The organism is Rhodococcus triatomae (genome assembly GCF_014217785.1).
Classification (GTDB): Bacteria; Actinomycetota; Actinomycetes; order Mycobacteriales; family Mycobacteriaceae; genus Rhodococcus_F; species Rhodococcus_F triatomae.
Window position 1 is genome coordinate 3,187,430 of record NZ_CP048814.1, and the last position, 19,416, is coordinate 3,206,845.

General features: G+C 68.1%; 20 protein-coding genes. 10 read left to right on the forward strand and 10 right to left on the reverse strand.

The genetic code is table 11. From position 1 onward, the window contains the following. Positions 1 to 5: 5 nt before the first annotated feature. Positions 6 to 2,306 carry a 5-methyltetrahydropteroyltriglutamate--homocysteine S-methyltransferase gene (metE, locus tag G4H71_RS15085; protein ID WP_072739874.1) on the forward strand — a complete coding sequence of 767 codons (2,301 nt, stop codon included), beginning with the start codon at positions 6 to 8 and terminating at the stop codon, positions 2,304 to 2,306. A 195-nt stretch (positions 2,307 to 2,501) separates the two neighbouring features. Here metE and G4H71_RS15090 read toward each other — a convergent pair whose 3' ends face one another. The 4 genes from G4H71_RS15090 to G4H71_RS15105 all read right to left on the reverse strand — a co-directional run bounded on the left by G4H71_RS15090 (position 2,502) and on the right by G4H71_RS15105 (position 6,718). Beyond that, the gene (locus G4H71_RS15090) at positions 2,502 to 4,913 is read right to left on the reverse strand and encodes an ATP-binding cassette domain-containing protein (RefSeq protein WP_072739875.1); all 2,412 of its coding nucleotides are present in this window, start codon (positions 4,911 to 4,913) and stop codon (positions 2,502 to 2,504) included. A 94-nt stretch (positions 4,914 to 5,007) separates the two neighbouring features. After that, complete coding sequence (locus tag G4H71_RS15095) at positions 5,008 to 5,781, reverse strand: VOC family protein (RefSeq protein WP_072739876.1); 774 nt, start codon at positions 5,779 to 5,781, stop codon at positions 5,008 to 5,010. A 71-nt stretch (positions 5,782 to 5,852) separates the two neighbouring features. Further along, positions 5,853 to 6,263 carry a VOC family protein gene (locus G4H71_RS15100; protein ID WP_072739914.1) on the reverse strand — a complete coding sequence of 137 codons (411 nt, stop codon included), beginning with the start codon at positions 6,261 to 6,263 and terminating at the stop codon, positions 5,853 to 5,855. A gap of 5 nt (positions 6,264 to 6,268) precedes the next feature. Next, entirely contained in the window at positions 6,269 to 6,718 is a 450-nt protein-coding gene (locus G4H71_RS15105) for a helix-turn-helix transcriptional regulator (protein WP_072739913.1), read from the reverse strand. 71 nt (positions 6,719 to 6,789) lie between these two features. Here G4H71_RS15105 and G4H71_RS15110 point away from each other — a divergent pair, with 71 nt between their 5' ends. Then, the gene (locus tag G4H71_RS15110) at positions 6,790 to 7,830 is read left to right on the forward strand and encodes an NAD(P)-dependent alcohol dehydrogenase (protein WP_072739877.1); all 1,041 of its coding nucleotides are present in this window, start codon (positions 6,790 to 6,792) and stop codon (positions 7,828 to 7,830) included. A 15-nt stretch (positions 7,831 to 7,845) separates the two neighbouring features. On the opposite strand, the gene G4H71_RS15115 is transcribed toward G4H71_RS15110, so the two are convergent. From G4H71_RS15115 to G4H71_RS15125, 3 genes are all read right to left on the reverse strand, one after another. After that, positions 7,846 to 8,646, reverse strand: a complete 801-nt coding sequence (locus G4H71_RS15115; RefSeq protein ID WP_072739878.1) for a SigB/SigF/SigG family RNA polymerase sigma factor — start codon at positions 8,644 to 8,646, stop codon at positions 7,846 to 7,848. Next, a complete protein-coding gene (locus G4H71_RS15120) occupies positions 8,643 to 9,074 on the reverse strand; it encodes an ATP-binding protein (protein WP_072739879.1) in 432 nt (143 codons plus the stop codon). Before G4H71_RS15120 ends, G4H71_RS15115 begins: the two co-directional genes overlap by 4 nt. A 570-nt stretch (positions 9,075 to 9,644) precedes the next feature. Continuing rightward, entirely contained in the window at positions 9,645 to 10,892 is a 1,248-nt protein-coding gene (locus G4H71_RS15125) for a glycosyltransferase (protein ID WP_072739915.1), read from the reverse strand. 178 nt (positions 10,893 to 11,070) lie between these two features. On the opposite strand from G4H71_RS15125, the gene G4H71_RS15130 reads away from it, so the two are divergent. Both G4H71_RS15130 and G4H71_RS15135 read left to right on the forward strand, forming a co-directional pair. After that, positions 11,071 to 11,862 carry a fructosamine kinase family protein gene (locus G4H71_RS15130; RefSeq protein ID WP_072739880.1) on the forward strand — a complete coding sequence of 264 codons (792 nt, stop codon included), beginning with the start codon at positions 11,071 to 11,073 and terminating at the stop codon, positions 11,860 to 11,862. A 73-nt stretch (positions 11,863 to 11,935) separates the two neighbouring features. Continuing rightward, on the forward strand, positions 11,936 to 12,157 hold the full coding sequence (locus G4H71_RS15135) for a hypothetical protein (protein ID WP_072739881.1): 222 nt from the start codon (positions 11,936 to 11,938) through the stop codon (positions 12,155 to 12,157). Positions 12,158 to 12,207: 50 nt separating this feature from the next. On the opposite strand, the gene G4H71_RS15140 is transcribed toward G4H71_RS15135, so the two are convergent. From G4H71_RS15140 to G4H71_RS15150, 3 genes are read right to left on the reverse strand one after another with little or no spacing between them, the layout of a single operon-like run. Then, positions 12,208 to 13,068: a polyphosphate kinase 2 family protein gene (locus G4H71_RS15140; protein ID WP_072739882.1), complete on the reverse strand. Its 861-nt coding sequence runs from the start codon at positions 13,066 to 13,068 to the stop codon at positions 12,208 to 12,210. Positions 13,069 to 13,105: 37 nt separating this feature from the next. Then, the gene (locus G4H71_RS15145; protein WP_072739883.1) at positions 13,106 to 13,414 is read right to left on the reverse strand and encodes a DUF4873 domain-containing protein; all 309 of its coding nucleotides are present in this window, start codon (positions 13,412 to 13,414) and stop codon (positions 13,106 to 13,108) included. Positions 13,415 to 13,462: 48 nt separating this feature from the next. Next, positions 13,463 to 14,200 (reverse strand): TetR/AcrR family transcriptional regulator, encoded by a 738-nt coding sequence (locus G4H71_RS15150; protein WP_083343308.1) that lies wholly within the window; start codon positions 14,198 to 14,200, stop codon positions 13,463 to 13,465. 165 nt (positions 14,201 to 14,365) lie between these two features. On the opposite strand from G4H71_RS15150, the gene G4H71_RS15155 reads away from it, so the two are divergent. From G4H71_RS15155 to G4H71_RS15180, 6 genes are all read left to right on the forward strand, one after another. After that, the gene (locus G4H71_RS15155; protein WP_072739884.1) at positions 14,366 to 15,637 is read left to right on the forward strand and encodes a DUF445 domain-containing protein; all 1,272 of its coding nucleotides are present in this window, start codon (positions 14,366 to 14,368) and stop codon (positions 15,635 to 15,637) included. A gap of 117 nt (positions 15,638 to 15,754) precedes the next feature. Further along, on the forward strand, positions 15,755 to 16,291 hold the full coding sequence (locus G4H71_RS15160) for a helix-turn-helix domain-containing protein (RefSeq protein ID WP_072739917.1): 537 nt from the start codon (positions 15,755 to 15,757) through the stop codon (positions 16,289 to 16,291). Further along, positions 16,284 to 17,075: a heparin-binding hemagglutinin gene (locus G4H71_RS15165; RefSeq protein WP_072739885.1), complete on the forward strand. Its 792-nt coding sequence runs from the start codon at positions 16,284 to 16,286 to the stop codon at positions 17,073 to 17,075. The genes G4H71_RS15160 and G4H71_RS15165 overlap by 8 nt, the downstream gene beginning before the upstream one ends. Positions 17,076 to 17,181: 106 nt before the next feature. Continuing rightward, a complete protein-coding gene (locus tag G4H71_RS15170) occupies positions 17,182 to 17,475 on the forward strand; it encodes a DUF2516 family protein (RefSeq protein ID WP_072739886.1) in 294 nt (97 codons plus the stop codon). Positions 17,476 to 17,701: 226 nt separating this feature from the next. Next, entirely contained in the window at positions 17,702 to 18,652 is a 951-nt protein-coding gene (locus tag G4H71_RS15175; protein WP_083343309.1) for an AurF N-oxygenase family protein, read from the forward strand. Then, a complete protein-coding gene (locus tag G4H71_RS15180) occupies positions 18,652 to 19,407 on the forward strand; it encodes a MerR family transcriptional regulator (RefSeq protein ID WP_072739887.1) in 756 nt (251 codons plus the stop codon). Before G4H71_RS15175 ends, G4H71_RS15180 begins: the two co-directional genes overlap by 1 nt. Positions 19,408 to 19,416: the final 9 nt, after the last annotated feature.

The following is a 19,416-nucleotide window of genomic DNA, read 5'->3' on the forward strand; positions in this document are numbered from 1 at the left end:
GTCTCATGTCCACCGCCGCATCCCCGGGTTCGAGTGGCCGGTTCGGTTCGAGCGTCCTGGGCTACCCGCGCATCGGCCCGCACCGCGAGCTCAAGCGCGCCCTCGAGTCGTACTGGCACGGAGGGATCACCCGCGACGAACTGCTCGCCGTGGGACGGTCCCTGCAAGAGGACACCTGGAGCGAACTGGCCGCCACCGGCCTCAGCCAGGTGCCGGGCAACACCTTCTCGTACTACGACCACGTCCTGGACAACGCGCTGCTGTTCGGCGCCGTCCCGGAACGTTTCCGGCCGCTCGAGAGCGAGCTGGATCCGCTGGACTTCTACTTCACCCTCGCGCGCGGCCGGCCGGACTTCCCGCCGCTCGAGCTGGTCCGGTACTTCGGTACCAACTACCACTACCGTCAGCCCGAACTCGACGAGAACACCACGTTCTCGCTGCACTCGGAGGCGGTGCTCGACGAGTTCGCCCGGGCGATGGAGCGCGGCATCGAGCTGCGGCCCGTCGTGCTCGGCCCGGTCTCGCTGCTGTTGCTGTCGAAGGTCGGCCCCACCGGGACCGATCCCGATTTCACACCGCTGGATCTGCTGGACCGTCTGCTCCCCGAGTACGAGCGGCTGTTCGAGCAGCTCGCCAAGGCCGGAGCCACGTGTATCCAGCTGGACGAGCCGTCGTTCACCGAGGACCGCACACCCGAGGAACTGGCCGCGCTGCGCCGGGCGTACGAGACGCTCTCGCACGCCCCGCTGCGGCCGCGCATCCTGGTCACCGGACAGTACGGATGGCTCGGGGACGCACTGCCGATCCTGGCGTCGACGCCGGTCGAGGCGCTCGGACTGGACCTGGTGAGCGGGAAGGTCGATCCCGACGAACTCGCGAAGATCCCCGGCATCAAGCGCAAGCGCCTCTACGCCGGCGTGGTCAACGGACGCAACGTGTGGCGCGCCGACCGGTACGTCACCCTCACCTACCTGAACCGGCTCAAGGACGTCGTGCCGGATCTGGTGGTGTCGACGTCCACGACGTTGCTGCACGTGCCGTACGACGTGCTCTCCGAGTACGACATCCCCGGCGACGTCGCGGATCGGCTCGCCTTCGCCAAGCAGAAGGTCGGCGAGGTGGTGTCGCTGGCGAAGGCGCTCACCGAGGGCCCCTCGGACAAGTGGCGCAAGCGCCCCACGAAGGTGCACTTCAAGCTCAAGCACGCCGTCCGGTTGCGGGTCGACGCGATCAAGGCACAGGACCGGGTGCGGGCACCGTACGAGGAGCGCCGCGTGCTCCAGCAGGAGCGCTTGAACCTTCCTCTGGTGCCCGCCGCCACACTCGGGTCGTTCCCGCAGACGGACGAGGTCCGGCAGGCGCGGTACGAGCTCGGCGAGGGCCGGCTCTCCTGGGACGAGTACTACAAGCGGATCCAGGCGGAGATCGAGTCGACCATCCGGCTCCAGGAGGACATCGGGCTCGACGTCCTCGTGCACGGCGAGCACGAGCGCAACGACATGGTGCAGTACTTCGCAGAACTGCTGGAGGGCTACGCGTTCACCCACAACGGGTGGGTGCAGGCCTACGGCTCGCGGGCGACGCGGCCCCCGATCCTCTACGGCGACATCTCCCGGCCGAAGCCGATGACGGTCGAGTGGATCACGTATGCGCAGTCGCTCACCGACAAGCCGGTCAAGGGCATGCTCACCGGTCCGGTGACGATGCTGGCACGGTCGTTCGTCCGTCAGGACCAGCCGCTCCACGAGACGGCGGACCAGCTCGCCCTCGTCATCCGGGACGAGATCGCGGACCTCGAGGCCGCGGGCATCGCGATCATCCAGGTGGACGAGCCCGCGATTCGCGAGTTGCTGCCGCTGCGGGACGACGGGCGCGAGGAATACCTCGAATGGGCCGTCGACGCGTTCCGGTTGGCGACCGGCGGGGCGAAGCCGCAGACGCAGATCCACACCCACCTGACGTACTCGGGCAAGTCGTCCGTCGTGGACGCGATCGAGCGTCTGGACGCCGACGTCACGGCCATCGTCGCGACCCGGTCGATCCGGTGGGTGCTCGAGGCTCTCGACGAGCGGGCCCTGACCCGTGGAGTGGGGCCGGGTGTCTACGAGTCTCGTTCCGCGCGTATCCCGGACATCGACGAGCTCGACGAATTGCTCACCGAGGCAAGCGCGTCGGTGCCGCTCGATCGGCTGTGGGCGAATCCCGACGGCGGTCTCAAGACCCGCCACTACTGGCAGCTGGAACCGTCCCTGCGCAACCTGGTGGCCGCGGCCCGTCGGCTGCGTCGCAGGGCACCGAAGGGCTGAGGCTGCTTCGCAGGGCACCGAAGGGCTGAGGCAGCTTCGCAGGGCACTCGCAGGGGCTGAGTCCCGATGCGATCCGGGCGCCCTGTCACCCCACCCCACCCCACCCCGGCACGATGTCACGCCGTATCGATCAGATCGATACGGCGTGACATCGTGCCGGACGAGGGCGAGGCGAAGAGGAGGCGAGGGACAGCCTCAGGCTCCCACGTACTCCGCGAGGTGCTTGCCGGTGAGGGTGGACCGGGCGGCGACGAGGTCGGCCGGGGTGCCCTCGAACACGATCTGCCCTCCGTCGTGTCCCGCGCCGGGGCCCAGGTCGATGATCCAGTCCGCGTGGGCCATGACCGCCTGATGATGCTCGATGACGACGACCGACTTACCGGAGTCGACGAGCCGGTCGAGCATGCCGAGAAGGTGTTCGACGTCGGCCAGGTGCAGGCCCGTGGTGGGCTCGTCCAGAATGTAGACGTCGCCCTTCTCGCCCATGTGGGTGGCGAGCTTGAGCCGCTGGCGTTCGCCGCCGGACAGGGCGGTGAGGGGCTGGCCGATCTTGATGTACCCGAGTCCGACGTCCACCAGACGCGTCAGGATCTTGTGCGCTGCGGGGATTCGGGCGTCACCGGCACCGAAGAACTCCTCGGCCTCGGCCACCGACATACCGAGCACCTCGCTGATGTCGCGTCCGCCGAACGTGTAGTCGAGCACGGCGGCCTGGAAACGCTTCCCCTCGCACACCTCGCACGGGTTCGCGACCCCGGCCATCATCCCGAGGTCGGTGTAGACGACCCCGGCACCGTTGCAGTTGGGGCAGGCGCCTTCGGAGTTGGCACTGAACAGCGCGGGCTTCACCCCGTTGGCCTTCGCGAAGGCCTTGCGGATCGGATCGAGCAGCCCCGTGTAGGTCGCGGGGTTGCTGCGCCTCGATCCCTTGATGGCGGTCTGGTCGATCGAGACCACTCCCTCCCGCGGGGACACCGACCCGGCGATCAGTGAGCTCTTCCCCGAGCCCGCCACCCCGGTCACCACGACGAGGACCCCGAGAGGGATGTCGACGTCGACGTCGCGCAGGTTGTGGGTGTCCGCGCCGCGCACCTCCAGTGCGCCCGACGGTTCCCGGACAGCCGGTTTCACCGAGGCGCGGTCGTCGAGGTGCCGTCCGGTGAGGGTGCCGCTCTCGCGCAGCCCGTCGATGGTCCCCTCGAACACGACCTGTCCGCCCTCGCTGCCCGCACGCGGGCCGAGGTCGACGACGTGATCGGCGATGGCGATCGCCTCCGGCTTGTGTTCGACGACGAGCACCGTGTTGCCCTTGTCACGCAATTGCCGCAACAGGTCGTTCATCCGGGCGATGTCGTGCGGGTGCAGGCCGATCGTCGGCTCGTCGAAGACGTAGGTGACGTCGGTGAGGGACGAGCCGAGATGCCGAATCAGCTTGGTGCGCTGTGCTTCACCGCCGGACAGCGTGCCCGCGGGGCGTTCGAGCGACAGGTAGCCCAGCCCGATCTCGACGAACGAGTCGAGAGTCTGGCGGAGGGTGTCGAGCAGCGGGGCGACCGACGGTTCGTCCAGCCCCCGCACCCACTCCGCCAGGTCGCTGATCTGCATCGCGCAGGCGTCGGCAATGCTGACCCCCGCGATCTTCGACGAGCGGGCCGCCTCGCTGAGCCGGGTGCCGTGGCATTCCGGGCACGCGGAGAACGTGATCGCCCGGTCCACGAAGGCCCGGATGTGTGGCTGCATCGCCGCACGGTCCTTGGACAGGAACGACTTCTGGATCTTCGGGATCAGACCCTCGTACGTCACGTTGACGCCTTCGACCTTGATCTTGGTCGGCTCCCGGTAGAGCAGGTCGTCCAACTGCTTCTTCGTGAACGTGCCGATCGGCTTGTCCGGGTCGAAGTAACCGGCACCGCGGAATATCCGCCCGTACCAGCCGTCCATCGAGTAGCCGGGGATCGTCAGCGCGCCCTCGTTGAGGGACTTGTCGGCGTCGTAGAGCGCGGTCAGGTCGAAGTCGGAGACGGAACCCCGGCCCTCGCAGCGAGGACACATGCCGCCGGTGATGCTGAAGTCGCGGCGTTCCTTCACCGTCTTTCCGCCGCGCTCCATGGTCACCGCCCCAGCCCCGCTGATGGAGGCGACGTTGAACGAGAAGGCTTGGGGTGAACCGATGTACGGCTTCCCGAGCCGACTGAAGAGGATCCGCAGCATGGCGTTGGCATCGGTGGCGGTGCCGACGGTGGACCTCGGGTCCGAACCCATCCGTTCCTGGTCCACGATGATCGCCGTCGTCAACCCGTGGAGGACGTCGACGTCCGGCCGGGCCAGCGTCGGCATGAAGCCCTGCACGAACGCGCTGTAGGTCTCGTTGATCATCCGCTGCGATTCCGCCGCGATCGTGCCGAACACGAGCGAGCTCTTGCCCGAGCCGGAGACACCGGTGAACACGGTCAACCGCCGCTTCGGGATCTCGACACTGACGTCCCGGAGGTTGTTCACCCGAGCACCGTGCACCCGGATCAGGTCGTGCGTGTCGGCGACGTGTGGAGCGTCCGCCTCCGCTCGCTTCGCCCGAGCCGTCGTACCCCTCTTGGTGACCGTGCTCATCGTCTCTCCCTCCGTGTGTGCGCCGCCTTCGTGCTCCCGGTCGGCGTGGCCCGGCTCGATCCAACCAGATTCGAACCGGGCGTTCGGCTCTTCGTCACGACGTCACCTGCCACGGCACGCCGTCCGGATCGGTGAAGCGGCCGCCGTAGCCGTCCTCGGTCTCTCCGGCCGCGACGACGACGTCACCGCCGGCGGCGGCCGCGGCGGCCAGGAGGGAGTCGACCTCGTCCCGGGAACCTGCCCTGCAGACCGGCATCGCGGCGCCGAATCCTGCGCCCCCCGAGCCGAAGCCCGCATCCTCGGCGAGCGCCTTGCGGGGCATCAGCCCGAATCGGACACGGCCGGGGCCGGGTAGGAAGTCGACGTACTTCTTCCCGTAGTCCCGGTCCGTCGTCATCCCCACGGCCTCGTAGAACGCCTTGGCGGCTCGGGGATCGGCGACGCCGACCAGGACGCCGGTCTCGGTCGGCACCGGCGGTGTGCGTGCGGGGCCGGTGTCCTTCCGGGTGGGTGCCGACAACTTCCAGACGGTGCCGTCCGGCGCCCGGTGGACGGCGGAGAATCCGCCGAAGATGCCCTTCTCGGCGGGGACCAGGATGTCCGCGCCGTGGCGCACCGCCGCGTCGAGCAGGGACTCGACCTCGCTGGGCTGGTCGACGACATAGCTGAGGACGTAGCCGGGGAAACCGGAGCGCGCGGGGGCCGGCGAGACAGCCTCGGTCAGCGAGATCCGCCCGGTGCCGTGCAGGTCGAGGTCGGTGTGGCGGTCACGGTCGATGACGGTGGACGACAACGAGGACGCGTAGAAGTCGCACGCGGCCTGCGCCTGCGGAACCTCGAGAGCGAGGACGTCGAGCGAGAGTGGCATGGGTGGCTCCTCGAGCGCGGTGAGGCGCCGTCGATGGGACGAACTCGGGCAGCTTCCGGAATCGGGACCGTTCAGGTCAGCTGGTTGATGCGCAGGAGATTGCCCGCGGGATCACGGAATGCGCAGTCGCGCACGCCGTAGTCCTGATCCGTCGGTTCCTGGACGACCTCCGCGTCGCCTGCCTGCAACCGTTCGAACAGCGCGTCGAGATCGTCGGTGGCGAGGGTGACCGCGGCGAAGTTGCCTTTCGCGATCAGCTCGAGAATGGTGCGGCGTTCGTCATCGGTGATGGTGGGATCGGCGGCCGGAGGATGCAGGACGATGGAGGTGTTCGGCTGGTTGGGGGGACCGACCGTGATCCAGCGCATGTCCTCGTAGCCGACGTCCTTGCGGACTTCGAAGCCGAGAGTGTCGCGATAGAACGCCAGAGCCGCGTCGGCGTCGGTATGGGGGAGGAAGGCGTAGTGAATGATGATGTCCATGCCGCTCACGCTAGTTGCGGCTCGGCACCCCGCGCTTCTCGATTCCTGACCGGTCTGGTCACCTTCTTCACCATGCACGACGGGATGCCGTCCGTCGCCGACGCCGCTCGGCGTCGGTAGACACTCGGCGGCATCCCGACCAACTCGGTGAAACGCGTGCTGAAGGTGCCCAGCGAGGCGCAGCCCACCGCGAAGCAGACCTCGGTGACGCTGAGCTCGCCCCGCCGCAGCAGCGTCATGGCGCGCTCGATGCGTCGCGTCATCAGGTAGCTGTACGGGGACTCGCCGTATGCGGCGCGGAACTGGCGGCTCAGGTGCCCGGCGGAGATGTGTGCGTCGCGGGCCAGCGCCTCGACGTTCAGCGGCTGCGCGTACTCCCGGTCGATCCTGTCCCGGACACGTCGCAACCGGGCGAGATCACGGAGATGCTGCGCCGTTGCGGGGCTGCTGGTCACCTGCACGATGTTACCGGAGCCACAGACACCAGGGCATGCGTCCGGCCGCGTCGAAGAGTATGCATGTAAGCATGGTTTCCGCCGCCGCCTATGCCGTGACCGCACCCGATTCCCCGTTCGAGAAGACCACCGTCGACCGACGGGAGCTCGGCCCGCTCGACGTCCTCGTCGAGATCAAGTACGCGGGTATCTGCCATTCCGACATCCACACCGCCCGCAACGAATGGGGCGGCACCCGCTACCCGGTCGTCCCGGGCCACGAGATCGCGGGCATCGTCGCCGAAGTCGGTTCGGAGGTCACCCGATTCGAGGTCGGTGACCGAGTCGGCGTCGGGTGTTTCGTCGATTCCTGCGGCGAGTGCGAGCCCTGCCTCGCCGGCGAGGAGCAGTACTGCGTCGTCGGTGTGACCGGGACGTACAACGCCCGTGGTCGCGACGGTGAGCGTACCCAGGGCGGGTACTCGACCCACATCGTCGTCACCGAACGTTTCGTCGTGTCCGTCCCCGACGGACTCGGGCTCGACGTCGCCGCCCCGCTGCTGTGCGCCGGCATCACCCTGTACTCGCCCCTGGCGCACTGGGGTGCCGGGCCGGGGAAGAAGGTCGCCGTCATCGGGATGGGAGGGCTCGGCCACGTCGGGGTGAAGATCGCGCACGCGATGGGCGCCGAGGTCACCGTGCTCAGCCAGTCGCTCGGCAAGAAGGACGACGGACTGCGCTTCGGCGCGGACGACTACCGTGCCACCGCCGATCCCGAGACCTTCCGGGACCTGCGCGGCCGGTTCGACCTGATTCTCAACACCGTCTCGGTCAACCTCGACATCGACGCGTACATGTCGTTGCTGGCGATCAACGGCACCCTCGTGGAGCTGGGTCTGCCGGAGAAGCCGATCGAGGTCCGGGCCTTCACGCTGGCCGCCAACCGGCGCAGTCTGGCCGGATCGATGGTCGGCGGTATCGCGCAGACCCAGGAGATGCTGGACTTCTGTGCGCGGCACGGTATCGGCGCCGAGATCGAGGTCATCCCGGCCAGTGGGATCGACGCCGCCTACGAGCGGGTCGTCGCCAGTGACGTGCGGTACCGGTTCGTCATCGACGCGTCGACGATCTGAACGGATTCCCCTGGGTCAAGGCTCGTCGAGCTTCTCCCGTAGTTGCGCCAGGGTCTTGGTGAGCAGCCGCGAGACGTGCATCTGCGAGACGCCCACCTGCTCCGCGATCTGCGTCTGCGTCATGTTCCCGAAGAACCGCAGCATCACGACGGTGCGTTCGCGTTCGGGTAGCGAGTTCAGCAGCGGCCGCAGCGTCTCGTGGTTCTCCACGTCCTCCATCGCCGAGTCGTAGTCGCCCAGCGTCTCCACCATCGACATCTCGCCGGAGCGGTCCGGCCCGGTGTTGTCGACCGACACCGTCTGGTACGCGTTGCCGGCGATCAGGCCCTGGGCGACGTCCTCGGCGGGGATGCCGAGCTCGGCAGCCAGCTCCCGCACCGTGGGTGCGTGGCCGAGTCGCTGGGACAGATCCGAGATCGCCTGCCCGAGAGCCAGGTGCAGTTCCTTGAGGCGGCGCGGAACGCGCACGGCCCACCCGGTGTCGCGGAAGTGGCGACGCACCTCGCCCATGATCGTGGGGACGGCGAAGGAGACGAAGTCGGATCCACGCTCGACGTCGAATCGGTCGACGGCGTTGACCAGGCCCACCCGCGCCACCTGGACGAGGTCGTCGTGGGATTCGCCGCGTCCGTCGAACCGACGGGCGATGTGTTCGGCGAGAGGTAGGCAGCGTTTGACCAGGCGATCGCGCAGGGACCCGTGTTCGGCACTGCCCGGTTCGAGTGCCGCGAGTTGGTGGAAGACCGGCTTGACGTCGTCGTACTCGTCCGGCCACCGAGATGTGCTGCGCTGCCCTTCGTCGGCAGAACTCGTCACGAATACATGCCGTTCGTCTTGCTGAACTCCATCGTCGTGACGTAGCCGGTGGCTCCGCCGGACGGCTCCTGAGTGATGTCCACCGAGTCCGTCAGTGTCTCGAGCACCCGCCAGCCGAACGATCGGGGGCTGAAGTCGTCCGGCTCGTTGGTCGTCGTGGACACGGCCACCCGCAATGTGCCCGCCAGGAACTGCAGCCGACACACCAGCACCGCACCCTCGGTGGAGCGCACGATCAGGTGGGTGCAGATCTCATCCATCGCGAGCTTGATGTCGGCGATGGCGTCGAGATCGAAGTTCTCGTGGATCGCGATGGCGGACGCGAGAGCACGCAGAACCGGAAGCTGGTCGGGCGTGGCCCGTATCCGCAGCTCGACCACAGGATGGGACTGATCCTGGTCGGGTTCAATTGTCTTGGCGTTGGCCATGAGACCTCCGGGTCCGGCAGAGCAGGTGACGGTCGGGCGCCCAACCGTCACGGCGGCGAGCGAGTGACACTTCGCTGGATACCGCGTGCGCACGCTGATCAAACCCCGACGGTGTTGACAGTTTCCGGGGTAATGTTGGCAAAAGACGCTCGGTTCCACAACATTCGAAGGTTGTCGACGTCGCGTCGGAGCCCCCCGGGTGGCGGAGGCCACAATTGGGCAGTCGCGGATGTCCACGATCCGGAACAGTCCAGCGGCGCCGGTGCCGCCCTCGAAGCGGTGGGTCGCCCGGTAGCCACGGTGAACCGGCCGCCGCTCTCCTGTTCGTCGACCGGCCGGTGGGCTCGAACCCGACCGACCGTGCGGTTCGCAGTTCCGGTCCGACTCTCCTCGCGGAGGAGCACGGCACCCGTCCGGTGGGTCTCCCCGCACGCTCGGTGATCCGGGTCCGCCTCTCCGCCGACCGCGTACGGCGTCCGCCCTTCATTTGCGCGGCCCGCGCTCGCGTGGGTGCGCAGTACCTGCCGATCGACCCTCGTCCGGCGCTCTCCGTGCGAGAACGTCTCGGCATCAATTGGCCGCGGCCTTGGCGTGTTTCGGAGGCGCGGACACGCATCGTGCATAGGCTCGCAAGGTCTCCGAGGCGACGCGGTCCCACGAGTAGCGGGCCCGCACCCGATCACGGCCGGCCAGTCCGAAACCGGAACGGGCCGACTCGTCCTCGATGAGTTGCCGGGTCGCGTCGGCGAGGCGCTTCGGGTTGCGTGGCGGCACGAGCCGACCCGTGATCCCGTCGACCACGGTCTCTCGCAAGGAGCCGACCGCGGCGGCGACAACCGGTGTGCCGCAAGCCATCGCCTCCAAGGGTGCGGTGCCGAACGGCTCGTACCAGGGCGCGCACACGACCGCGTCGGCGGAGCGGTAGAGCGCGGGCATGTCCTCGTGCGGCACCCAGCCCAGGAGGTGCACACGGTCCTGCACCCTCGCGCGGCGAGCGACGGTGCGCAGCCGGGAAGCTTCCTGATCGTCGTCGAGCGCAGCCGGGTCGGGCCCACCCGCGATCACCAACTCGGTGTCCGGCAGCCACTTGAGAGCAGCGATGGCCGTGTCGATTCCCTTGGACGGCAACAGGTCACCCGCCATGACCAGCCGGTGTGCACGCCCCTTCTCCAGCCGGCGGCCTTCCGGAGTGAAGACGGACAGATCCACCCCGCCGGGGACGATCGACGTTCGTGACCGGGGGAGCCCGAGGTGGGACAGTTCGAACACCTCGTCCGTGCAGGTGGCCACCACTCGGGTCGCACCGCGGGCGATGAGCTGTTCGAGCCGGACCCTCTGGTTGGCACGCGGCTTCGGCGCCTGACTGAACCGGTTCTCCACGACGCCCAGGGCATGGAACGTCTGGATCGTCGGGATACCCAGGATCCGGGTCGCGAGCTGGGTGGCGATCCCTGACATCCAGAAGTGGGCGTGCACGATGTCCGGCCGGTCGACGTCCCAGGAATCCTCGAGATAGCCACCGAACTCGCCCATCAACTGCAGGGTGTCGTCGACCGGAATGCGCTCGGAGGGTCCCACCGGGACGTGGACCACCGTGTAGCCCGCCTCGGTGTCGACGCGCTCGGGCGTTCGGTCGTCCTCCCGCCGGGTGAACACGGTGACGTCGTGACCGGCGCGTGCCAGCGCGCCCGACAACTCGGCGACGTGGACGCTCTGTCGGTGGGTTCCGGACTCGCTCCAGCCGGCCAACGGACTGGCCTGCTCGGAGACCATCGAGATCTTGAGCGGTCTCGGGTCGCCGGTCACCGCTGCGCGCATCTGCATCACCTCAGTCTTCGGAGTGGATCGGCCTGTGTCTCGGGTGGAGCAGGTCACGCGCGGCGGGCCCCAGGGGACCTGCCGGGCGGAACCGTGGTGGTACTGCCGTCGCCCGCAGTGTTTCCCGAAGCTGCCGAAGGTAAACCCGGACACGACCGGCGCAGGTACAGTGCGGCGGATGAGTGTCGGTGACGGCTCGTTCCGCAAACACCGTGCGGGGGCGCCCCCCGGGTTCTTCGAGGCCGAGGCCGCGGGGCTGCGATGGCTGGCCGCCGCAGGTGGCCGAGTCGTCGGGGTTCTCGAGGTGGGCGCCGACGGCATCGTCATGGAACGCCTGGAGGCAGCGCGTCCGACAGCAGCCTGTGCGGCGGAGTTCGGCCGGATGCTGGCCCTGGTCCATGCGGCGGGTGCGTCGGAGTACGGCAGTGCTCCCGACGGCTACCACGGACAGCTCTACATCGGCGCGCGGCCGATGGGATCCGGTACGGCCCCGACCTGGGGTCGGTTCTACGGGCAGGAACGGGTGCGACCGTTCCTGCCCGCGGCGGTGGCCGCCGGGCACCTCACCGAGACGGAGGCTCGCGAGGTCGAGCAGGCCTGCGAGGTCGTGGAGTCGGGCGTGCTGGACGCCACGGTGCCCGGCCCGGCCCGCATCCACGGCGATCTGTGGAGCGGGAACGTGTTCTGGACCGCGGACGGCGTGGTGCTGATCGACCCGGCGGCGCACGGAGGGCATCCGGAGACCGATCTGGCGATGCTGGAGCTCTTCGGGTGCCCGTTCCTCGAACAGGTCCTGGCCGGCTACGCGGCGGTCGCCGATCTCGCGCCCGGCCGGGACGAGCGGGTGCCTGTCCATCAGCTGCACCCGCTTGCGGTGCACGCGGCCGGTCACGGGCGCGGCTACGGTGTCGAGCTCGTCCGGGCCGCCCGATACACCGTCGAACGGTGGGGGAGCTCCCCGGTGCCGTGATTGTCGTCACGTCACTGCTCGCGTACCGTCGGTGTCATACCTCCGACCGGTAGTTCACCCGAGGTGATGGGACATGAAGCTCAACCTGTTCAGTGCATGGGCGACGTTCGCTCTCGTGCTGGTGTCCATCGTGGCGCTGGCCGGATTCCTGGTCGCGGCGGGGTCCGGCTTCGGCGGGTGGGCCGTACTCACCGGTGTGATCTGCCTCGGCTCCCTCGCGGCCGCGGCGGTGCTCCTCGGAACAACTCGGCACCACGATCATCGGCTCCACCGACCCACGCCCAGTATCTTCTGACGCCCGGTATCTTCTGACGCCCGGCATTTCCGTCTGTCGGCGACGCGGCGTCAGGCGTCGGCGAGGCGTCCCTTTTCGTGCTCGATGTCGAAGTCGGCGGGCGGCCAGCTCAGATCCAGCCCCTCGAGTGCCGTGATGAGCAGTTCGGTGACGGCCAGGCGGCTGTACCACTTGCGATCGCACGGCACGACGTACCAGGGCGCGTACTCCGTCGAGGTGCGGTCGAGCATCGCCTGATATGCCTCCTGGTAGGCGGGCCACAGGGCACGTTCGTCGACGTCGCTCGGGTTGTACTTCCAGTACTTGTCCGGCCGGTCGAGGCGCTCGGCGAGCCGCTTCTTCTGCTCCTCGAGAGAGACGAACATGGCGACCTTGACCAGGGTGGTGCCCTCCGCGACCAGGGTCCGCTCGAACTGGTTGATCTCCTCGTACCGGCCCTGCCACACGGGCGTCGGAACCAGTCCGTGGACGCGGACGACCAGGACGTCCTCATAGTGCGAGCGGTCGAACACTCCGATCTGCCCACCGCGCGGCAACCTCTTGGAGATCCGCCACAGGAAATGGTGCCGCTTCTCCTCCGGCGTGGGTACTCCGAACGCCGCATGATCGACTCCCTGGGGGTCGACGTGTCCGATCACGTGCCGGACCATTCCGCCTTTGCCCGCGGTGTCCATGCCCTGCAGGACGAGCAGTACCGAGCGGGAGTCGCCCGACCGCCCGTTCGCGTAGAGCATTTCCTGGAGGCCGGAGAGCACGGCGCCGCGTTCCTCGAGCAATGCCGTGCCGTCGGACTTGGCACCGGAGAACCCCGGAGTGCCGTTGCGGTCGAGTTCGGCGACCAGCGTCCCCGGGCCCGCGCGCAGAATCTCGCTCGCCGGACGCTGCCACAGCTTCGATCCCGCCTTCGCCATGGCGCCCACTCTGCCACGGGAGGGGCCGTCGCTCCGGTCAGATCCACTCGTACGGCGGTGCGCCTGCGCCTTCGATCATGTGACTGCCCCACAGGTCCACGGCGGTGATCCGTGCATTCGCCGTTCCGGTGGGTGTCGTGAGGAAGACTTCCGTGCCGACGGAGAGATCGGCGCCCCGGCCGAGGAGTTCGGTGAGGGAACGGAGGCGCCCGTGCCATACGTAGCGACCGCTGATCGGCTCGAAGTTCCCGGCCAACTCGACGGACGTGGTGACCGTCGGTTGCCCGGCCACCGAGACCTCGGCAGTGCCGCGGTAGCCGTCCGCTTCTTCCTCTGGTTCGCTCACCCCTCCAGTGTTACCTGTGACTTGAAGTTACACAAGAGGTGTCGAGTGTCAGTGCGGCTCGGGCAACAGTGAATGCGGCATCGCGTTGAAACGGGCCGGCGAGCCGTTGACGGCGGCGATCCCGGTGACGCCGCCCCACGTCATCATCGTCAGGTAGCTGATCAGGTCGTCCGCCGACATCGACCGGTTCGAGATCCACCAGTGGGTGGCCAACTGCACGGAGCCGACGATCCCGTACGCCCACGGAACCGCGCCGCCCGAGTCCATCTCCAGCCCGCGAAGCTTCTCGCCGAGCACCGTGGAGAGCACCTCGGCGATCATCCGCTCCGAATCCGCGACCACGTCGCGACCCGCCGAGCCCTGCCCGTTGGCCATCACGTAGAGGTAGATCTCCGGGTCCGAGGCCACCGTCTCCACATAGGCCGTGATGGTCGCCTTGGCCAGCTCGAATTCGTCGAGGTCTCCACTGATCGCGGCATAGATCCGCGGGGCGAGGATCGTCTCCACGTAGCGAACCATCGTCGCGTTGATCAGATCGCCCTTGTCGTTGAAGTAGCGATACAGCACCGTCTTGGACACGCCGATCTCCGACGCGATCTCGTCCATCCCGATGTCGCGCCCCCGCAGCCGGATCGCCGCGATCGTCCCGTCCACCAACTCCTCGCGCCGCGCGATCTTGTGCTCACGCCAGCGGCGCTTACGCCCGTCGGGCTTGGCCTGCTTGTCGGGTTCGGTCACGAGATCGGCAGCTTCCTTCTCGGCGACGGTGGCATCGTTCTTCGGCACTGGGGTTCGTCCACTCCTCGGGGTGATCGGGCGGGTCTGCTCCGAACCAGTCCAGCTTAATGGCACCGAACTGTCCGCGGCGGTGATGTCTCGTTCACTCGGACCCCACCCTGGCCGCGCGCCTTCGGCACCGGCACCCCGCGCGCCTTCGGCACAATGGCAGATGTGGAACAACTGAACCTCTCGGTGTTCGACGACGCCGCCAAGCGCCGCGACCTGCGCAGGATGAAGGTCCTGGCGACCGGTTTCCTCGTCGTCGCCACCGTGATCTACCTCTACTGCCGGTGGCAGGAGTCGCGTGGCGCGGGCGCGTGGGTCGGGTACGTGCGCGCCGCGGCGGAAGCAGGCATGGTCGGTGCCCTCGCCGACTGGTTCGCCGTGACCGCGCTGTTCAAGCATCCGCTCGGGCTGCCCATCCCGCACACCGCGATCATCAAACGCAAGAAGGACCAGCTCGGCGGGGCGTTGAGCAACTTTGTCGGCCAGAACTTCCTCGCCCCGGACGTGGTGGCCGCGAAGGTCCAGAGTGCCGAGATCCCGCGTCGGCTCGGTGCCTGGATGGCCCAGCCGGAGCACGCGGAGCGGGTCGCCGCCGAGACCGCGACCGTCCTGCGCGGGTTCGTGGAGGTCCTGCGCGACGAGGACGTCCAGCAGATCATCGACCACACCATCGTGCGCCGGCTCGCGGAGCCGGAATGGGGTCCGCCGATCGGGAAGGTGCTCGCCGAACTGCTGCGGGAGAACCGGCAACTCCCGGTGATCGACCTGCTCGCGGAACGGGCGCACCAGTGGGCGCTCGGCAGTCAGGACACCATCGATCGGGTGATCAGTCGCGACTCGCCCACGTGGTCGCCGAAGTTCGTCGACCATCTGCTCGGGGAGAAGATCCATCGCGAACTCGTCGAGTTCACCTGGAAGGTGCGGTCCAACCCCGATCACGAGGTCCGCCAGGCGGCCAACCGGTTCCTCCACGATTTCGCGGACGACCTGCAGAACGACCCGGTCACGATGGAGAAGGCCGAGAAGATCAAGGCGGAGATCATGAATCGCGACGAGGTCACACACCTCGCCGCCTCCACCTGGAAGGTGGCCAAACGCCTGATCATGGAGTCGGTCGACGATCCGCACAGCACGCTCCGGACCAAGGTGGCCGAGAACGTGGCGCAGCTGGGTCGCCGCCTCCGCGACGACGAGGAGATGCGGGCAAAGGTCGATCGTTGGCTCCAGGGCGGGACCCGGTACATCGCCGAGAACTACACGGGCGAGCTCACGGCCGTCATCTCCGAGACGGTGGAACGCTGGGACGCCGGGGAAGCGAGCCGCAAGATCGAACTCCAGGTCGGCCGCGACCTCCAGTTCATCCGGATCAACGGCACGGTCGTCGGCGCGCTCGCCGGCCTGACCATCTACACCCTGTCGGGGCTTCTCTTCGGCTGAGCCACAGCGGCCCGGACGGCCGACGAACAGGTCCGCGAGCACCGGTGCTAACAGAGTGCTTGCAATTGCTAGCACCCCGCCCTACGCTGGTGGTGCCCACGAAAGGTGAAGACGACGGTGGACAGTGAGGATCGGGACGCAGCCGGTGCCGGCGACATCGCCGCGGTGGTCAGTTCCGCGGCACACGACATCGGCGGGTTCATTCGCGCACAGCGTGAGTCGGCCCAGGTGTCGCTCCGTCAGCTCGCTCAACTGGCCGGCGTCAGCAACCCCTACCTGAGTCAGATCGAACGTGGGCTGCGCAAGCCCTCCGCGGAGGTACTCGCGCAGATAGCCAAGGGGCTCCGGGTCTCCTCGGAGGTCCTGTACGTCCAGGCCGGCTATCTCGAACAACGGGCGCACAGCCCGGTGCGCGATGCGCTGCTCGCCGACACCTTCGTCACCGAGCGGCAGAAGCAGGTCCTGCTCGAGATCTACGAGTCGTTCCGTCGAGAGAACGACTCGGATGAACCCCGTGCCACCGACGGTGCGGTAGTGGTGTCCCCGAGCGCTCGTGCCGGGGAACCCGTCCGCGACACCGGCCCGGAGGGCAATTCGCCGACGCGCGAGGTGAGTACCTCGCCGACCCTCGAAGAGGAGAACACCGATGACTGATCCGAAGACCATCGACAACGTCAAGACGTCGCTGTACGCAGCGGTGGGCGCCGGCGACGTCGTCGTGCAGGCCGTGGCCGACGTGGTGGCCCAGGTACGTGAGCGCGCCGAGAACACCCAGGGCGACGTCACCGAGCGCGTGGACACCGCCCGCGAGCGTTTCGTGGAGCTCTCCGACGAGCTCACCGAGAGCGTCGAGGGGCTGCGTGAGCGCCTGTCCGGTCTGCCGGCCGAGCTCCCCGAGGAACTGGCCGACCTGCGCGAGAAGTTCAGCGCCGAAGAACTGCGGCGGGTCGCCGAGGCTTACCTGAAGGTCGCGTCGGATCTGTACACGTCGCTGGCCGAGCGCGGCGAAGAGGCCGTCGAGCGGCTGCGCAACCAGTCCGGCTTCGAAGAGGGCCTGGGCCGCGCCGAGTCCGCGTTCGGCGACGCCGTCGAGCTGACCGAGGAAGCGCTCGGCACCGTGGCGCGCCAGACGCGTTCGGTGGGTGAGCAGGCCGCCAAGCTGGCCGGCCGTGCCGCCGGTCGCATCTCGGACACCGCAGAGGGTGTCGGCGACGCCATCTCGGACGCGGGCGACGAGGCCGCTCTCCGGGTCCTCGATCTCGGCGAGCAGGCAGAGGACGCCGCCGACGACGCCGCCGAGCGTGCGACCGTCGCCAAGTCCCGAGTCGCCGCGAAGAAGGCCGCCCCGGCCAAGAAGGCTCCGGCGAAGAAGGCCGCGCCCGCGAAGAAGGCTCCGGCGAAGACCACCGCACGCAAGGCTCCCGCCAAGAAGTCCTGATCGGGACGCGTCGGACGGACGCTCCGACCGGCACGGATACCGACGACGAACGGCTCTCGCGCACTGCGCGGGAGCCGTTCGTCGTCCCGACTCGTAGGATGGACCCGTGATTCACGTCGACGGCATCGTTTCGCTGATCCTGCTCGCGCTCCAGATCGTGGCACTCGCGGCCGCCGGGTACGCGCTGTTTCACGCGCTGCGTCAACGTAAGGACGCCTTCACGGCGGTCGACAAGCTGACCAAGCCGATCTGGCTCGGCATCCTGGCCGCGTCGTTCCTCGTGCTCCTGCTCTTCCAGGCCGTGTTCCTGCTGGGCATCGTCGCCGTGGTCGCGGTGTGCGTCTACCTCGTCGACGTCCGTCCGCGGGTGGACGAGGTGCAGCGCGGCCCTCGCTGGTAGCCGCCCCGCTCGCCCTCCTCTTCCCGCCCTGCTCGGCACGATGTCACACGGGTTCGATCTGAGCGATCCGATGTGACATGGTGCCGAGCCCTGGGGCCGCGCTTGCCGCAACGATGACAATGCTCATTGTGACAATGTGCTGGTGTCCCAGGAGGGGTGATAACTGATATCCTGAGTGACAGGCAGATATCCTGAGCGACAGACAGGCCTGACGAAGGGAACTGTGATGTCCGTCATCAGTGGCAGGACAAAGGGTGGCAGCGCGAAGGGTCGAATTCCTTCCTCGCGTCTCACTCGTGCCGGTTCCCGCCAGGAGACGGCCGAACGGCTGCTCGATTCCTCCGCCCGCAAGTCCTACGACCCGCTGGTCGAGGTGGACTGGGAGGCGCCCATCCCGCACGAGAAGTACGGCATGACGCCGGAGTGGTGCAGCCTGTACGGCACCGAGCTGTGGGATCGGATGTCGGAGGAGCAGCGGGTCACGCTCACCCAGCACGAGGCGGCGTCCATCGCCGGCACCGGCATCTGGTTCGAGATGATCCTCATGCAGATGCTGCTGCGGGACATCTACTCTCACGATCCGGCGTCCGCCCACGTCCAGTTCGCACTCACCGAGATCGCCGACGAGTGCCGGCACTCGACCATGTTCGCGCGGTCCGCCCAGCGGTTCGGGATCCCGTCGTATCGGCCCAAGCGCTGGATCCGCGAGTCGGCCCGGCTCTTCAAGGCCACCGCGACCGGGTCGCTCGCCTACGGCGGAACACTGTTCGCCGAGGAGATCCTCGACATGATGCAGCGGGACTTCATGAAGGACCCGCGCGTGCAGCCCGTCACCCGCACCGTGAGCAAGATCCACGTACTCGAGGAGTCCCGGCACATCAAGTTCGCGCGTGAGGAGTGTGTGCGCCGGGTCCGCAACGCGTCGTGGTTCAGCCGAGCCCGGGTGCGTCTCGTCTTGGGCGTCACCGCCTACTTCGTCGTCACCAGCCTGGTGAACGACCAGGTGTACGCGGCTGCGGGGCTCGATGTCGCCGAGGCGAAGGCCGCCGCGAAGAACAATCGCCACTACCACGACAAGGTCCGCGAAGGATGCGCGAAGACGATGGAGTTCCTCGACGAGGTCGGCCTGGTCGGCGGACCGTCGACGGTCCTGCTGCGGCGCGCGCACATCCTGTGATGACCGAGTACCGGATCGACGACCTGGCCCGTGCTGCCGGTGTCAGTGTGCGCAACGTACGGGTCTACCAGGACCGAGGGCTGTTGCCACCGCCGCGCAAGCAGGGACGCACCGGGTGGTACAACGACTCGCATCTGGCCCGGCTGACCCTCATCGGACGCATGCTCGACCGCGGATACACGTTCGCCACGATCAGTGAACTGCTCAGCGCCGCACGCTACGGACTCCAGGTCAGCGAGATCCTCGAGACCGAGAACCCGGACGGAGACTGGAAGGCGCTGCGGCGGTCCCGGCGGCTGTCGTTCGAGGACCTGCGGGAGATGTTCGGCGCCGACGGCACCGAACGCAACATCGCGCGCGGCACCGAACTCGGCGCACTCGTTCCCACCGGTGACGACTTCGCGGTGCCGCAGCGACGGCTGATCGACGCGGCCCAGGTTCTGGTGGACGCGGGAATCCCGCTCGGGGACATCCTCGATCAGGCCGAGGCGGTGCGCGCCGACCTCGCCGACGTCGCCGCCCGGTTCGTCGCGGTGGTCGCCGACCGCTACATGCCCGGCGACGATCGTCCACTCGACCTCGACGAGGCGACCGTCTCCGAGATGGCGGCACTCGTGAACCAGATCCGGCCACTGGCCCATGACACGGTGCAGTCGATGTTCGCCGAGGCCATGGAGACCGCGATCTCCCGGTCCCTCGAGCAGATGGCCGCCCGGATGGGCGAGGATCGAGACGAGAGCACCCGGGCCGGTTGAGCTCGGATC

Coding starts and splice junctions, on each gene's coding strand:
- metE (WP_072739874.1), top strand. CDS start 6: ATGTCCACCGCCGCATCCCCGGGTTCGAGTGGCCGGTTCGGTTCGAGC.
- G4H71_RS15090 (WP_072739875.1), bottom strand. CDS start 4,913: ATGAGCACGGTCACCAAGAGGGGTACGACGGCTCGGGCGAAGCGAGCG.
- G4H71_RS15095 (WP_072739876.1), bottom strand. CDS start 5,781: ATGCCACTCTCGCTCGACGTCCTCGCTCTCGAGGTTCCGCAGGCGCAG.
- G4H71_RS15100 (WP_072739914.1), bottom strand. CDS start 6,263: ATGGACATCATCATTCACTACGCCTTCCTCCCCCATACCGACGCCGAC.
- G4H71_RS15110 (WP_072739877.1), top strand. CDS start 6,790: ATGGTTTCCGCCGCCGCCTATGCCGTGACCGCACCCGATTCCCCGTTC.
- G4H71_RS15120 (WP_072739879.1), bottom strand. CDS start 9,074: ATGGCCAACGCCAAGACAATTGAACCCGACCAGGATCAGTCCCATCCT.
- G4H71_RS15125 (WP_072739915.1), bottom strand. CDS start 10,892: ATGCGCGCAGCGGTGACCGGCGACCCGAGACCGCTCAAGATCTCGATG.
- G4H71_RS15130 (WP_072739880.1), top strand. CDS start 11,071: ATGAGTGTCGGTGACGGCTCGTTCCGCAAACACCGTGCGGGGGCGCCC.
- G4H71_RS15135 (WP_072739881.1), top strand. CDS start 11,936: ATGAAGCTCAACCTGTTCAGTGCATGGGCGACGTTCGCTCTCGTGCTG.
- G4H71_RS15140 (WP_072739882.1), bottom strand. CDS start 13,068: ATGGCGAAGGCGGGATCGAAGCTGTGGCAGCGTCCGGCGAGCGAGATT.
- G4H71_RS15165 (WP_072739885.1), top strand. CDS start 16,284: ATGACTGATCCGAAGACCATCGACAACGTCAAGACGTCGCTGTACGCA.
- G4H71_RS15175 (WP_083343309.1), top strand. CDS start 17,702: ATGTCCGTCATCAGTGGCAGGACAAAGGGTGGCAGCGCGAAGGGTCGA.
- G4H71_RS15180 (WP_072739887.1), top strand. CDS start 18,652: ATGACCGAGTACCGGATCGACGACCTGGCCCGTGCTGCCGGTGTCAGT.